Genomic DNA, 12,481 nt, shown 5'->3' with positions numbered 1-12,481 from the left:
AAATTTACCGAACTTTTATAAATTGAGTGACGCGCACACTGATGGCACACGTCATTCTGTGAGCGGCGATACAACAAAGTATCCGCGAGCTTTAGCCCGTTCTGCCGCGACATCAAATCCCTTGTAAATTCACATAGCCGCCATAAAGCGAGGAGTATTTTTAATTACACAATGAATATATGCGGATAACATAGCATTTTCATGCATACCAGCAGCAGTAAATAATTTGTCAAAGCATGATTAGACATAAATCTGCTTTATTTCTGCCGCGGCCGATTTGATCGGCGGGGATTTGCTGGGGTGGAATACCATTTGACGCAAAACTTAGTGGCGATAAAGCCGTATTTTCACTGAGTAAAACAATATGGTAAAAATGTAAGGTGTACCAACAAACAAAGATAAAACCAACAAGTACCGCGCGCTGGGAACAGCGCGCGGCATACAGCTTTAAGCTTCTACCAGGAAGCGGCTACGCATTTCGAGATGCAATGCGTGGCAGAAGTGAGTGCAATAAATCCAGTAAGCACCCGCTCTGTCGGCCTTGAAAGTGACCGATTTGGTTTCCTGCGCATTTACAATAAAGTTAATGTTGTAAGTCGGAATCGCACAGCCATGGGTCAAATCTTCAACCTTGTCATGGTTGGTCAGGGTGAGCGTAACTTCGTCGCCTTTCTTGACCTTGATGATCGGCATGCTGAACGCCGGCGCTTGCGACATCAGACGCACATGCACCTTGTTGCCCTTGCGTTCAATACCTGCGGTTTCCGGCTTGACTGCATTTGGAAAGTCGTCCATGGTGCTGACTTGGCGCGTCTTGACCACATCCCGGCGCACGATGATGCCGTCATGCGGCTCCGGATACGCGGAGTGATCCGACACCAGCTTCATTTTCTCGCCGCTGATATTAATCAGTTGCTCTGTCTCCGGATGGAGAGGACCTACCGGCAGAAAACGATCCTTGGAAAATTTATTGCCGGAGTTGAAGTACTTGCCATCGGCTTCTTTGGTTTCACCCATCGATGAATAGCCGTGACCAGGCTGGTAATGGACATCAATCCTGTCAAGCACCGGCTTTACCGTTTTATCGCCCTTGAACTGCGCAATTGCTTTCTCGACATTCCACTTTACGCACTGACTATCCAGGAAGAGCGAGGTGTACGCATTGCCTTTGCCATCGAAGGCGGTATGCAGTGGGCCCAGTCCAATTTCTGGTTCTGCGACAACGGCATCGCGTTCAGTTTTCAGCTCGCCGGCGAACCACTTCGCCACCAGCGACAAATCGATCACGCTGGCTGTGGGCGACAATTTACCGGCACAAACGAAATATTTTCCGTCCGGCGAGGCGTTCACGCCATGCGGGTTCTTGCCTACCGGCACATAGCAGGTAACCGCGGTTTTTGGATCAGTATTGGCAGCCTTGCGGCCATCCACTACCGGCACCTTGGAAGAGCCGATCGTTGTAAATTTGCCATCCTTGACCATTTTCTCGACACGTGCAACGTCGAAGAAAATGCAGGCATCACGCTCGGCCGCCATCATCCCGGCCAACTCTGCAGAATTTTCAGTGTTGTACTGCGTCGCTGCGGCAAGCTTGCCGTCGTAGGAAGTGGCCAACAGCTCCATATTCCCATCGATGCGACACTGCCAGCGCACTTCCATCGTGCTGGCGTCTACACAGGTAAACAGACAGCCCCATTTGCTTGGATCATCCAGGTCGCGGCCATCATTGGGCAACGGAATATGGAACTCGGCACCGCAGAATACGCGTGTTGTGTAATTGATAGCAGTATCAACTGGGTCGCACTTGTCTGGGAAAATGCCGTGGAAACCCATGACGTTAGGTATCTCGATAATCTTGTCGCACTCCATCGTATCCATGCGAATGCGTGCCAGACGCGAATGAATCTTGTCGTTGACAAACAACCAGCGGCTATCGTAAGTGCCATCCTTGTAACTGCCGTGCACGTGGTGGGTATCGCCAGTAGTGTATTTCAGGCTGCCATCGGCCTTGGTGCCCATGATCGCCTTCGATTCGTTGGTAAATCCCCAACCCACCATGCAATCAGTATTAAATACCGGAATCCGCTTCAAAGTGCGGCCGGAAGGAAGCCCCAAAATTCGCATTTCCCCGCCGTGTCCTGCACTGGTAAAAGAGTAGTACTCATCCAGTTGGCCGGGCGCAATTTCTTGGCCGCCACCAGCAACTGGCTTGACAGCGTCCGCTGGCTTCGCCGCAACAACCTCTTCTTTACAGCCGCTCAAACCAAGCGACACGCCTGCGCCAGCCAACCCCAGCAATGCAGTGCGACCTAGAAAACTGCGCCGGTTTCCGAGCTTCGGTGCATCTTCAACCACCATCTTCTTCTCAACGTTATCCATCTGCGCTTTTCCTTTGTGCTTGCTATTAATTAGTTAGTTGAACTTCGGGCTGAGCATACTGTTTACTTCTCAAATGCCACCCTACGTATTATCAACTTTAGAAACGATAAAAAACATGATCCATATCAATATGGAAATCCCGTTTATCAATTCAAGTTTGTGCAATATACACTCAAAAAAAAGGCAAGGAGACAGAATTTTAATTTTTCGTAACTTATTGATATAAAAAATTACCACTAATAAACTTGCTCTAAATATATTTATATTCTTGCCCTTAGAGCGCCATTTCGACTGCCTTACTAATTGCGTTTAAAAGCACATCTAACCTTCGTCAGAAAATATAACTCGCGCCACTAAAGCTACTTCAAGCAAACACCGTTGCCATCCGTCACGCTGACCTTGATCGGAATTCCTGCCTGGATGCTTTGGGAAACCGTACAAAACTCCTCAAACTGTCCCAGCACGCGATCAAGATGCTTAATACTGGCGCCATCCTGAGCGAACCGAATCATGACGTCGATCTGCAACACGCGCAGTCGGTTGTTGGCGTTACGGTCGATAGTGCACGTCGCTTTGGTTGTGATGCCGCCCGCATCCTGCCCATATTTTTTCAGCGAAAATAGCAAGCTTGCCGACAGACAATTGGCAGCAGCAGTCAACAACATGTGCGCCGGCGCCGGACCGCGCCCCTCGCCCATCGGTGCCGGTTCGTCCACTAGCAAATCCGGAGCCGCATCGCCGAAGTCCACCAGAAATTGATAATTTTCTTTTTGCGTAATGGTGATGCTTACCGTTTCAATCATTTTGTTTTCCTTTATTGGATTATTGCCGGCCGAATTGGCATTCGCAGCATCCGCACCTGCAAGATGCGCAGAGACTGATGCAAAATCGCTGCAAGCAATCCCCTGAGCGGATCGTGTTGGCAACCCAGACTTGGGGCATGGTTGCAGCAATGTTTTTATGGGCGCGATATTCGGGCCAGCCGCAATTGCAACTGTAGCGCAGCCGACTCCGTACCTGACGCCGCTGATCATCATGGCGTCTATCTGACGATCATCGACGTGATGCCTGCCATGCGCTGCTCGGCGCGCAATACACCGCGGCCTCGATGATCGGCATGCTCCGCTGCTGGAACAATAAGCTACAGCAGCATTGTTTACATTTGAATTATCAGTGCGGGGTCGAACGCGGCATTCTCGGCAATGCCTTCACGCGCATAGCCGCGTGGGTTGCAAACGATGCGGGTGTTTGCAACCTGGTAGTCATAACTGTCATGGGTATGGCCATGCACCCACAACGCCGGTTTCCAGCGTGCGATCTGGGCGTCAAGATCGGATACAAAACAGGCGTTCAACAAGGAACCGGCGTATTTCGGATTGATGCTGCCGCGGGAAGGCGCGTGATGCGTGACCACGACGGTGCTGCCGTTAAATGGTTCGGCAAATTTCATCTCCAGCCAGCTGACCGACTGATCGAAGATCTGGCGCGAAATGGCAGGACTGAACAGCGTATCGGCAGCATCGCCTACCGTGATCCGGCTGAAATCCCTGATCGACTGGCTGGCTTCGGCAACCGAGGCGGCGCGCATCTCTGCGGTCGGGAACAGGCGGAAATCAGTCCACAACGTACACCCAAGAAAGCGCACGCCGCCGATGCGGATTTCATCCCGATCCAGCACATGAATGTTGCTGCCGTGGGCACCCTGCCGCAATGCAGACAAGGTGCCGCTCAAACTGGCGCCGTAAAATTCGTGATTGCCGGGAACATAAATCACCGGCACCGCACATTGCCGGGCCCAGTCTATCGCCTGCTGCGGCCGCGCCACATCGCCGGCCAGAATCACCAGATCGCAATCAGGCTGCGGCACCGGCATCGCGGCGACCGTCAGGTGCAGATCAGAAAGAATAGCCACGCGCATAATATCTTTCGCTTAATGAAGCAAGCTCAGTCAAATATTTGTGAAATTTGATACTTCTATGAGTACCACGAAAAAACTATGCTTCTCCGCATTACTTTGGAAAATTTTAAAAAATACCCCACTCTTTTTTACCTCCGGTTCGGGCCGTATGTATAAACCAGAGCACCGGGATCGCGATCGACAAGACAACCAGACCCCTGCCCGCTATAAGCTGATCATCCAGTAAATAAGCATTGCACAGCCTAACTGTGGTGTCTTGATACAGCATGCCGACAATTGCCATCATCCAGGCAAAATTTCCGAGAAAGAAAAGCTGGGTAACCCGATTCGCGCGCGACAAGGTGCCGGGCAGCACCAGGCCGGCGATGAAGAATGTGGCGAACTTCAGCATTTCCGCTGCGGGCGACAGCAGCACATCATCGAGCGCCTTGGGAATCATCCAGTACGCGCTCAGTAGTAAAAAAAAGGACAGCGCGACAATCCCGTATTCGTCCATTTTCCAGAACCGGTAGCCGGCCAGGCGAGCGATGCCGTTCTGCAGTCTGTTCGGGGTATTTTGCGCGTTGCGCACAGTTCGGGATAGAGCGAACGCGCACGCAACGCCCGCGCCCAACAGCATGGGCATCTGCACCAGCATGTGCAAAGCCATTGAGCGTTCCAGCGTAAATCTGAACGCGGCCGCAATCGTCAGCAGCAACGCGCCCAATAACGCGGCTAAAAATCTTTGAGTAGATTGTTTCATCGCCCCTGACCGATACCATGCAACTGCACTAGGGGCGGTAGCTGCGGCGGCAGCGCTATCAATGCCAGCAAGGCGTCCGGTTGGCCGATATCGATGATTTGCGACAGCTGCGCATCGGGCGTCACCACATGGTAAGCCGCATTGTGCTCAAATTCATCCCACGGCGCGGGGATGACCGTGATGCCAAAGGCTGTCAACAAAGCCTGGCGTTGCCGGGTATCGGGCACGCTGGCAAATTGCCATACATCGGCTTGCGCGTGCATGCGCTGGGCATAACGGGCCAGCTGTTCGTGCGTGTCGCGCGGGTCAAAACTGATGCTCAACAGCCGCACCCGCTGCGCCAACCCGTTTGCATGGATGGTTTGCTGCAGCTGCTGAAATTCGGTGCCCATGGCTGAACACACCGCATTGCAGCGGGTATAAATAAAATTGACGATGGTGGTGCGTCCGTCCGAACGCAGCGCCTGTGCCAACGATGCTGCGACGCCGGTTTCAAACCGGATCGCGGCGTCCGGAAGCGGCCTTGGCCGCTCGGCAATGGAAAGCCGGCGCGACTGCTCGCTGGTGACGACGCGAAAGCCATCCGTCACCTGGTAAAAAGCCCCGATTCCGAGGCCCAATACCAGTAGCAGCGCTGCCAACATTTTGCGCACGCTATGCACGACTACTTGAGCTTGCCTAATTCATCATCGCCATTCCATGGTTGTTTGCGATCCTTGCTGGCTTCGCGCTCGGTCTTCACTAGCGCCGCATCCACCTTGGCGGCGGTATTGCCGAAATTGGAACGGACGTGGGTCAATACCGCAGCGATCTCTGCATCATTCAATTTATTCTGGAAGGCCGGCATTTGGCCGTTGTAGACAACACCCTTGACCGTCAGGCTGCCGGATATGCCATGCAACAGGATTTGCGCCGCCACCGATTCCTTGCCAGTAACCCATTCGGATGCAGCCAATGGCGGGAAAACGCCAGGCAAGCCGGCCCCGCTAGCCTGATGGCATGCAACGCATTGCGCGGCATAAATCTGCGCCCCATTGACGACGCCATTTTTGGCTCCGGTCTGCGCAGTGAGATCGGCTCTGGTGCGACTATCGCCCAACTCCGGCGGGTCACTTAAGTTGGAAGTGGCAAGATAATAAATGCCCCAGCTAAATACAAGTCCAATAATTGCGATGATAAACCACGGAACCGGATGATTGCCTTCATACGGATCAGGCTGCTCTCTTTGCTGCGCTTCAATTCTCTTCTCGCTGTCCGTCATGCTAAAACTCCAAAATGTAGTTCACTCACAGGCATCGCTGTTATGCCTTGCTTTTTGTTTTTATATTATTTCTTGCCAACGGGAGCCGGGAAGACCGGATACGTATGATCCAATCCAATCAGATATTGCACCAGATCCAGCGCTTCCGGCTTGGCCACGACCACCTTGCCCTGGGGCGCATAACCAGGCGGCAACGCCACCACTTTCTCGCCCGCGCCGGCCTTGTCCTTGACCTCGAACATATAAGGATAAGACGGCATAATGCTGCCCGGTGCATATGCGCGCGGTTGGTACAGGTGACCAAGATGCCAATCCACGCTCGGCTGCCGGGCGCCGATGTTGAACAGATCTGGGCCGGTGCGCGCAGTGCCGAGCAAATGCGGAGCGTCGTAATAATAATCGGCAGCAACTGACGCCCGGCCCCAGCCGCGCAACGCATCGGGTGCCTGGGATTTATCGCGCGGCTGTTGCGAATGGCAATAGATGCAGCCGTTCTTGATGTATTGATCGCGGCCGCGCAATTGTGCCGAGGTATAAGGATTCAAGGCGGCAACGGGTTTCAGATCCGATAATTGTAAAAAGGGAAGCACCACCAGTGTCGTGGTTGCCAATGCCAGCGTTACCATCGCACCGCTCAAGAGTTTGACTTCGTTTTCCATGATCAGACTCCGGCCAGTGTTGAAGCGGCTGTTGCGGCCGGTTTATGAAACAGCGCAGCACCAGTGCGCTGCGGGCCATGACGTAGCGCCATGGCGACGAAATGGAATGCAAACACCAGATGCCCCAACGTCATGATCGCGCCGCCCACCGAGCGACTCCGCAAATACGGCAGCGTCACGCGCACCGACTCCATGAATGGCTTGGATGCGTCCAGCATGGCCAATCCTTGTAGCCAGCCGCCAATCGACAGGCCGACGAAGTAAATCGAAAATCCGACCACGACCAGCCAGAAGTGCAGTGAAATCAGTTTCGGGTATGGCCACTCCCACGACATGACGCGCGGCATTACGAAATAAATTGCGCCAAACATGACCATCGAAAAGAAACCATACAAGCCCAGATGTGCATGTGCCACAGTGAAATGGGTGAAATGGGCAACGGTACTGACACTGCGCAGCGCCTCTATCGAACCTTGCAGCGAACTCAGCGTGTACATCATTCCGCCCAACACAATGAAGCGCAGCGTCGGCGAATAGATCAGCGTTTTGAAATGGCCGCGCATGGTCAAATGCTGATTGATTGAAAATGAAAGCACCGGCACTATCATCATCATGCTTTGCACAATCGATAGCGTAATCAGCCAGCCGGGCACTGGGCCGCCGACCAAATGATGCCCGCCTACCTGACCGTAAAAAAACGCCAGCGCCCAGAAACCCAGCAGCGACAAGTTGTACGACTGTATCGGGCGACCGATGATTTTTGGCAAGAAATAATACACAGCAGCCAATGCCAGCGGAGTGTAAAACAATCCCAGAACGTTATGGCCGAACCACCAGTTCATGGTTGCCTGTTCCACACCGAAGTGCACGCCCGGGATATTTCCGATTAAAAATAAAGTGGGAAACCAGAACAAGGCTGCGCCCATGTACCAGACGGATACATAGAGATGCTTTACGCGTCTATTTTGCAAGGTAAAAACCAGTGGCAATGCCACCAGCGCACCGCCTATGACCAACAGAATATCGATTTGCCACGGAATTTCCAACCATTCCAGTCCATCATTCAAGCCCACCGCTATGCTGCCCAAGCCAGCAATCAGGCCGGCGTTCCAGAGCATGACGCCCAGCATCGCAAAGCGTCCGCCCATCAGCTTGGTTTTCAGCAGGCGCGGCAACAGCCAGATTGCAATACCCAATGCAGCCATGGGTGCCCACCCGTAGGCAACCGCGTTCAGATGGATGGTGCGCAGGCGGCCGAAGGTGAGCCAGGATTGCGCAGTGAGCCAATCCGGCTCATGCAATTTTATCGAGCTGGTCAAGCCGGCGAATGAAGCAAAAACCAGCCATACCACCGCGCATGACAGGAATACAAAGGTGACAAAAGCCGTCGATCGATCGGCCTGAACCCGTTCTTCCAACTCTTGTTTTAGCGTCGCTTCTTGTCCGAAGTCAGGCAGCGGCAGATGCGTACTGTCGACTGTTTTCTGCAAACCGGCGCGTTGTTCCGAAGTCGCCGCAGGCTCTTCAACCTGACCGATTTCCCCTTCTGAAAAAATCACATTGGCGGCAGCCGGGTTGTCGTCAAATAATTTTTTTCGTAACGACCAAATAAATATAAACAATCCGGTTACAGATAGAACAAAAGAAAATAACAATATTGTGATTGTTTCCATGGCACTTAATAAGGAGAGTGTACAAATTGAAAAAAGAAAACCGCATCGCCATGCTGATTTTGGCGATTACTTAAAGCAAGAAATAAGGCTGAAACCGAACCCGACAAACCATCCTGAAAGTACGATTTCAACAGTAGGATGGAGCCGGGTTCTTAAGATAATGCCACCAACGGCAGATACGCGTATTCCGGCTTAAACAATGTGCAATTGAGCAATTGCAGCAACAGTCGGCATACTTAATTCATGAGCGGCATTACCACAAAAGCGCACAACAATACCCACACAATGCCGCCTACGGAAAATGCCGCAAAGCTCATTGATTGCGCCTCGATCTGCTCGTCCATTTTGAAAATTCTAAAGGTGCCGTAATACAGCATGCTGACCGCCGCCAAAAATCCGAGAATAACAATACTGATCATTGCCCACAAATTGGGTATCGCCAACCCTAAACTGGAAAGCCACATCGGCACGCCGGTAATCGCGGCAAGCAAGAAAGCATCCTTGAAATCAACAGACAATTTATGCACTGACGCTACGTTTTTGATGATCCAGCCCATGAGCGGAACCGTAAGCAACTCTGCTATCAGGAACACCAGCGCTACATCCTGCCAACGCGAAAACGCCGCATCCATTAAATATACCGACGCATGATGGCTACCGGCATACAGCAGCATCGCGGGCGGAATCAGCGAAAAAGGTAAAACCAGTAGTAAAAAAGTTTTTAGCGCCGAAGGATGCACGGCACCGACTTTGTCCCAGCTATCATTGAAAGAAAATGGCATTTTTGAATAATTTGACTGGCTCATTTTAAGAATCTCCTTAGTTATCGTACAAAGTCTTCGATTACGCTTTACCAACCGCCACTACCACGAAAAATCTTTATTGCTCCGATCAATTTAAATGATTCGGATCAAGGCATCTGATATTTATATCAATGTATGATACAAACGCAACGAAGTCTAATCTATATTTTTTGGTTCTGCTGGGTAACCCACACTCATGCCATTCATTGGCAAATACCGCAACCAAAATTCCGGCAGTACATTTCTCCTGTAGGAATGTTTGGATTGCGATAAGCGCAAATCACGCACACTTGGTGAAGCAGCATCTCTACAACGTTATTTACACCCTATTCGCACCAGTTATAATATCATGTCGTGATATAAATTTCAAAATTCTCTCGTCGTGGACGGATCAATCCATCTATCGTCAAGTTGATACAGAAGCAAGCCAATCCGGATTTCCAAGGTTATGATCAGCTCTGATCTCATTCATCTTTCCAACCCATGATGACCAATCCCCTACCTATCGACGCTCTTTCCAAACTGGATTACGAACTGCTGGCGGATTTTCGATATCAACTCCGACGATTTCTACGCTTCAGCGAAGAAATTTCGCAAACCCGTGGAATCACTCCGCTTCAATATTTGCTGTTATTGCAGGTCAAGGGTTACCCGGGACGAGAATGGGCAACCATCGCCGAACTGGCCGAGCGCCTGCAATCGCATCATCACGGTGTCGTCGCACTGACGTCGCGTTGTGAAAAAGCGGTACTGGTAGCGCGCCGTCCGGGCCGTGATGATGGACGCTGCGTCGAGGTCTATCTGCTGCCCAAAGGCGAAGAACTATTGCGGCAACTGGCCGTGCTGCACCGGGATCAACTGGTCGATCTGCAGCACATGCTGAAAATTCCGAGCGAGAATATCCTGAAGCGATTCAGCTAGGAATCGGTCCGACCAACGCGGCGCCGGACCGATTCGGCAATCGGCCACAATCATTTTTATAAACACCAATGCTGTCGATGCGCTTGCACTTGGATTTAAACAGGACTATATTAGTACTCATTGATTTTCAGGGATACAAAAATGCTACGAATGAGCAAGATGGCGGATTACGGCACCCTGATCCTGACCACGATGGTGACTGAACCGGAGCGCGTGCAAAGCGCGGCAGGCATAGCAGTCATGATTCGGGTGCCGGTGCCGACTGTCAGCAAGATACTCAAGATACTGACCCGCGAAGGCCTGGTGGTCTCGCTGCGCGGCGCCAAGGGGGGTTACATGCTGTCCCGGCCACCGACCCAGATCACCATTTCGCACATCATCAACGCGATGGACGGCCCGATCGGCATGACCGAATGCAGCATCACGCCCGGTTTGTGCGCTCAGGAATCGGGTTGTCCGGTACGCGCCAACTGGCAACGGGTCAATCGGGTTGTGCTCGATGCACTGGATCAGATAACGCTGGATCAGATGATTCAGCCGGTGACTGAAACGATTGAAACGGTCGATATCAGTGCGCTGCGCAGGACTTTGCCACTGTCTGTACCAAAATCAGCGCCAGCCAAAAATCACAGAATGAATGGAGAGCAACCATGACCGAAGCAACAGCAACAAGCAGTCTGGAAACTAGTCTGGAAGCATTAATCAGCAGCGAGTATCAGCACGGTTTCGTGACCGACCTGGAGACCGACACCGTACCGCGCGGCTTGACCGAAGATACGATTCGTCTGATCTCGGCGCGCAAGAATGAGCCGGAGTTCATGCTGGAATGGCGTCTGAAAGCATTCCGACACTGGCTGACCATGACCGAACCGGACTGGTCTACTGCGCGCTATCCGGCTATCGATTATCAGGACATCATCTACTATTCGGCCCCGAAATCCATGCTGGACCGGCCCCAGAGTCTGGCCGACGTCGATCCGGAATTGCTCAAGACGTATGAAAAGCTGGGCGTGCCGTTGAGGGAGCGCGAAATGCTGGCCGGAGTCGCGGTCGATGCGGTATTCGACAGCATATCGGTAGGCACCACTTTCAAAGACAAACTCGGCGAACTCGGCATCATCTTCGGCTCTTTCTCGGATGCGGTGCGCGAGCATCCTGATTTGGTGCAGCAGTACTTGGGCTCGGTGGTGCCGTACACCGACAATTATTTTGCGGCGCTCAATGCAGCGGTGTTTTCCGACGGCTCGTTTTGCTATATCCCGCCCGGCGTGCGCTGCCCGATGGAATTGTCGACTTACTTCCGCATCAATGCCAAGGATACCGGTCAGTTCGAACGCACGCTGATCATTGCCGATGCCGGCGCTTACGTCAGCTATCTGGAAGGCTGCACCGCGCCGATGCGCGACGAAAATCAGTTGCATGCTGCCGTAGTGGAACTGGTGGCGATGGATGACGCACGCATCAAATACTCGACGGTACAAAACTGGTACCCCGGCGACAAGAATGGCAAGGGCGGCATCTACAACTTCGTCACCAAGCGCGGCGACTGCCGCGGCGCCAATTCGCATATCTCCTGGACCCAGGTTGAAACCGGTTCAGCTATCACCTGGAAATATCCGAGCTGCATTCTGCGCGGCGACAATTCGATTGGCGAATTTTATTCGGTGGCGCTGACCAACAATTATCAGCAAGCCGATACCGGTTCCAAGATGATCCACATCGGCCGCAATACCCACAGCACGATCATTTCCAAAGGAATTTCTGCAGGACGCGGACAAAACGCGTATCGCGGGCTGGTGAAAATCCTGAAATCGGCCGAAGGAGCGCGTAACTATACCCAGTGCGACTCGCTACTGCTGGGCGACAAATGCGGTGCGCACACCTTCCCGTACATCGAGGTCAAAAACCCGACTGCACGGGTCGAACACGAAGCGTCCACCTCGCGCATCGGCGAAGACCAGCTGTTCTACTGCAAGCAGCGCGGCATTTCGGCCGAAGACGCGGTGTCGATGATCGTCAACGGCTTTTGCAAGGAGGTGTTCAAGGAGCTGCCGATGGAATTCGCAGTGGAAGCACAGAAATTGATGAGCGTGAGCCTTGAAGGCTGTGTCGGTTAATTAAAAAA

The 12,481-nt window shown here is 52.4% G+C and carries 13 protein-coding genes; 4 read left to right on the top strand and 9 right to left on the bottom strand.

All coding sequences use genetic code 11. The features are described 5' to 3' along the window. Positions 1 to 447 precede the first annotated feature (447 nt). The 8 genes from nosZ to FKCLFG_RS07215 form a co-directional block, all read right to left on the bottom strand. The gene (nosZ, locus tag FKCLFG_RS07250) at positions 448 to 2,379 is read right to left on the bottom strand and encodes a TAT-dependent nitrous-oxide reductase (protein ID WP_472615538.1); all 1,932 of its coding nucleotides are present in this window, start codon (positions 2,377 to 2,379) and stop codon (positions 448 to 450) included. A 359-nt stretch (positions 2,380 to 2,738) separates the two neighbouring features. Beyond that, positions 2,739 to 3,182, bottom strand: coding sequence for an OsmC family protein (locus FKCLFG_RS07245; protein WP_472615537.1), 444 nt, complete (start codon positions 3,180 to 3,182; stop codon positions 2,739 to 2,741). Between the two features lie 353 nt (positions 3,183 to 3,535). Then, positions 3,536 to 4,297, bottom strand: coding sequence for a metallophosphoesterase family protein (locus tag FKCLFG_RS07240; RefSeq protein WP_472615536.1), 762 nt, complete (start codon positions 4,295 to 4,297; stop codon positions 3,536 to 3,538). Between the two features lie 106 nt (positions 4,298 to 4,403). After that, positions 4,404 to 5,039 carry a hypothetical protein gene (locus FKCLFG_RS07235; RefSeq protein ID WP_472615535.1) on the bottom strand — a complete coding sequence of 212 codons (636 nt, stop codon included), beginning with the start codon at positions 5,037 to 5,039 and terminating at the stop codon, positions 4,404 to 4,406. Further along, complete coding sequence (locus tag FKCLFG_RS07230) at positions 5,036 to 5,683, bottom strand: SCO family protein (protein WP_472615815.1); 648 nt, start codon at positions 5,681 to 5,683, stop codon at positions 5,036 to 5,038. The genes FKCLFG_RS07235 and FKCLFG_RS07230 overlap by 4 nt, the downstream gene beginning before the upstream one ends. A 20-nt stretch (positions 5,684 to 5,703) precedes the next feature. Further along, positions 5,704 to 6,300 (bottom strand): c-type cytochrome, encoded by a 597-nt coding sequence (locus tag FKCLFG_RS07225; RefSeq protein ID WP_472615534.1) that lies wholly within the window; start codon positions 6,298 to 6,300, stop codon positions 5,704 to 5,706. Between the two features lie 65 nt (positions 6,301 to 6,365). Then, entirely contained in the window at positions 6,366 to 6,959 is a 594-nt protein-coding gene (locus FKCLFG_RS07220) for a cbb3-type cytochrome c oxidase subunit II (RefSeq protein ID WP_472615533.1), read from the bottom strand. 2 nt (positions 6,960 to 6,961) lie between these two features. Beyond that, positions 6,962 to 8,632, bottom strand: coding sequence for a cbb3-type cytochrome c oxidase subunit I (locus FKCLFG_RS07215; protein ID WP_472615532.1), 1,671 nt, complete (start codon positions 8,630 to 8,632; stop codon positions 6,962 to 6,964). Here FKCLFG_RS07215 and FKCLFG_RS07210 point away from each other — a divergent pair. Continuing rightward, positions 8,631 to 8,828: a hypothetical protein gene (locus tag FKCLFG_RS07210; protein WP_472615531.1), complete on the top strand. Its 198-nt coding sequence runs from the start codon at positions 8,631 to 8,633 to the stop codon at positions 8,826 to 8,828. The genes FKCLFG_RS07215 and FKCLFG_RS07210 overlap by 2 nt on opposite strands. A 40-nt stretch (positions 8,829 to 8,868) precedes the next feature. Here FKCLFG_RS07210 and FKCLFG_RS07205 read toward each other — a convergent pair whose 3' ends face one another. Continuing rightward, the gene (locus tag FKCLFG_RS07205; RefSeq protein ID WP_472615814.1) at positions 8,869 to 9,414 is read right to left on the bottom strand and encodes a YIP1 family protein; all 546 of its coding nucleotides are present in this window, start codon (positions 9,412 to 9,414) and stop codon (positions 8,869 to 8,871) included. 507 nt (positions 9,415 to 9,921) lie between these two features. On the opposite strand from FKCLFG_RS07205, the gene FKCLFG_RS07200 reads away from it, so the two are divergent. The 3 genes from FKCLFG_RS07200 (at position 9,922) to sufB (ending at position 12,473) form a co-directional block, all read left to right on the top strand. After that, a complete protein-coding gene (locus tag FKCLFG_RS07200; protein WP_472615813.1) occupies positions 9,922 to 10,356 on the top strand; it encodes a MarR family winged helix-turn-helix transcriptional regulator in 435 nt (144 codons plus the stop codon). Between the two features lie 141 nt (positions 10,357 to 10,497). Continuing rightward, positions 10,498 to 11,010, top strand: coding sequence for an SUF system Fe-S cluster assembly regulator (locus FKCLFG_RS07195; protein WP_472615530.1), 513 nt, complete (start codon positions 10,498 to 10,500; stop codon positions 11,008 to 11,010). Beyond that, positions 11,007 to 12,473, top strand: coding sequence for a Fe-S cluster assembly protein SufB (gene sufB, locus FKCLFG_RS07190; RefSeq protein ID WP_472615529.1), 1,467 nt, complete (start codon positions 11,007 to 11,009; stop codon positions 12,471 to 12,473). Before FKCLFG_RS07195 ends, sufB begins: the two co-directional genes overlap by 4 nt. Positions 12,474 to 12,481: the final 8 nt, after the last annotated feature.

The sequence above is a fragment of the Gelidimonas denitrificans genome (genome assembly GCF_055694065.1).
The sequence above is the reverse complement of the archived record's forward strand: the minus strand, read 5'-3'. Positions and strand labels throughout refer to the sequence as shown.

What these genes read in the sequence shown, in the direction of transcription:
- FKCLFG_RS07215 (WP_472615532.1), bottom strand. Translation starts at nt 8,632, where the DNA reads ATGGAAACAATCACAATATTGTTATTTTCTTTTGTTCTATCTGTAACC.
- FKCLFG_RS07210 (WP_472615531.1), top strand. Translation starts at nt 8,631, where the DNA reads ATGGCACTTAATAAGGAGAGTGTACAAATTGAAAAAAGAAAACCGCAT.
- sufB (WP_472615529.1), top strand. Translation starts at nt 11,007, where the DNA reads ATGACCGAAGCAACAGCAACAAGCAGTCTGGAAACTAGTCTGGAAGCA.
- FKCLFG_RS07235 (WP_472615535.1), bottom strand. Translation starts at nt 5,039, where the DNA reads ATGAAACAATCTACTCAAAGATTTTTAGCCGCGTTATTGGGCGCGTTG.
- FKCLFG_RS07205 (WP_472615814.1), bottom strand. Translation starts at nt 9,414, where the DNA reads ATGCCATTTTCTTTCAATGATAGCTGGGACAAAGTCGGTGCCGTGCAT.
- FKCLFG_RS07240 (WP_472615536.1), bottom strand. Translation starts at nt 4,297, where the DNA reads ATGCGCGTGGCTATTCTTTCTGATCTGCACCTGACGGTCGCCGCGATG.
- FKCLFG_RS07195 (WP_472615530.1), top strand. Translation starts at nt 10,498, where the DNA reads ATGCTACGAATGAGCAAGATGGCGGATTACGGCACCCTGATCCTGACC.
- FKCLFG_RS07225 (WP_472615534.1), bottom strand. Translation starts at nt 6,300, where the DNA reads ATGACGGACAGCGAGAAGAGAATTGAAGCGCAGCAAAGAGAGCAGCCT.
- nosZ (WP_472615538.1), bottom strand. Translation starts at nt 2,379, where the DNA reads ATGGATAACGTTGAGAAGAAGATGGTGGTTGAAGATGCACCGAAGCTC.
- FKCLFG_RS07200 (WP_472615813.1), top strand. Translation starts at nt 9,922, where the DNA reads ATGACCAATCCCCTACCTATCGACGCTCTTTCCAAACTGGATTACGAA.
- FKCLFG_RS07245 (WP_472615537.1), bottom strand. Translation starts at nt 3,182, where the DNA reads ATGATTGAAACGGTAAGCATCACCATTACGCAAAAAGAAAATTATCAA.
- FKCLFG_RS07220 (WP_472615533.1), bottom strand. Translation starts at nt 6,959, where the DNA reads ATGGAAAACGAAGTCAAACTCTTGAGCGGTGCGATGGTAACGCTGGCA.
- FKCLFG_RS07230 (WP_472615815.1), bottom strand. Translation starts at nt 5,683, where the DNA reads ATGTTGGCAGCGCTGCTACTGGTATTGGGCCTCGGAATCGGGGCTTTT.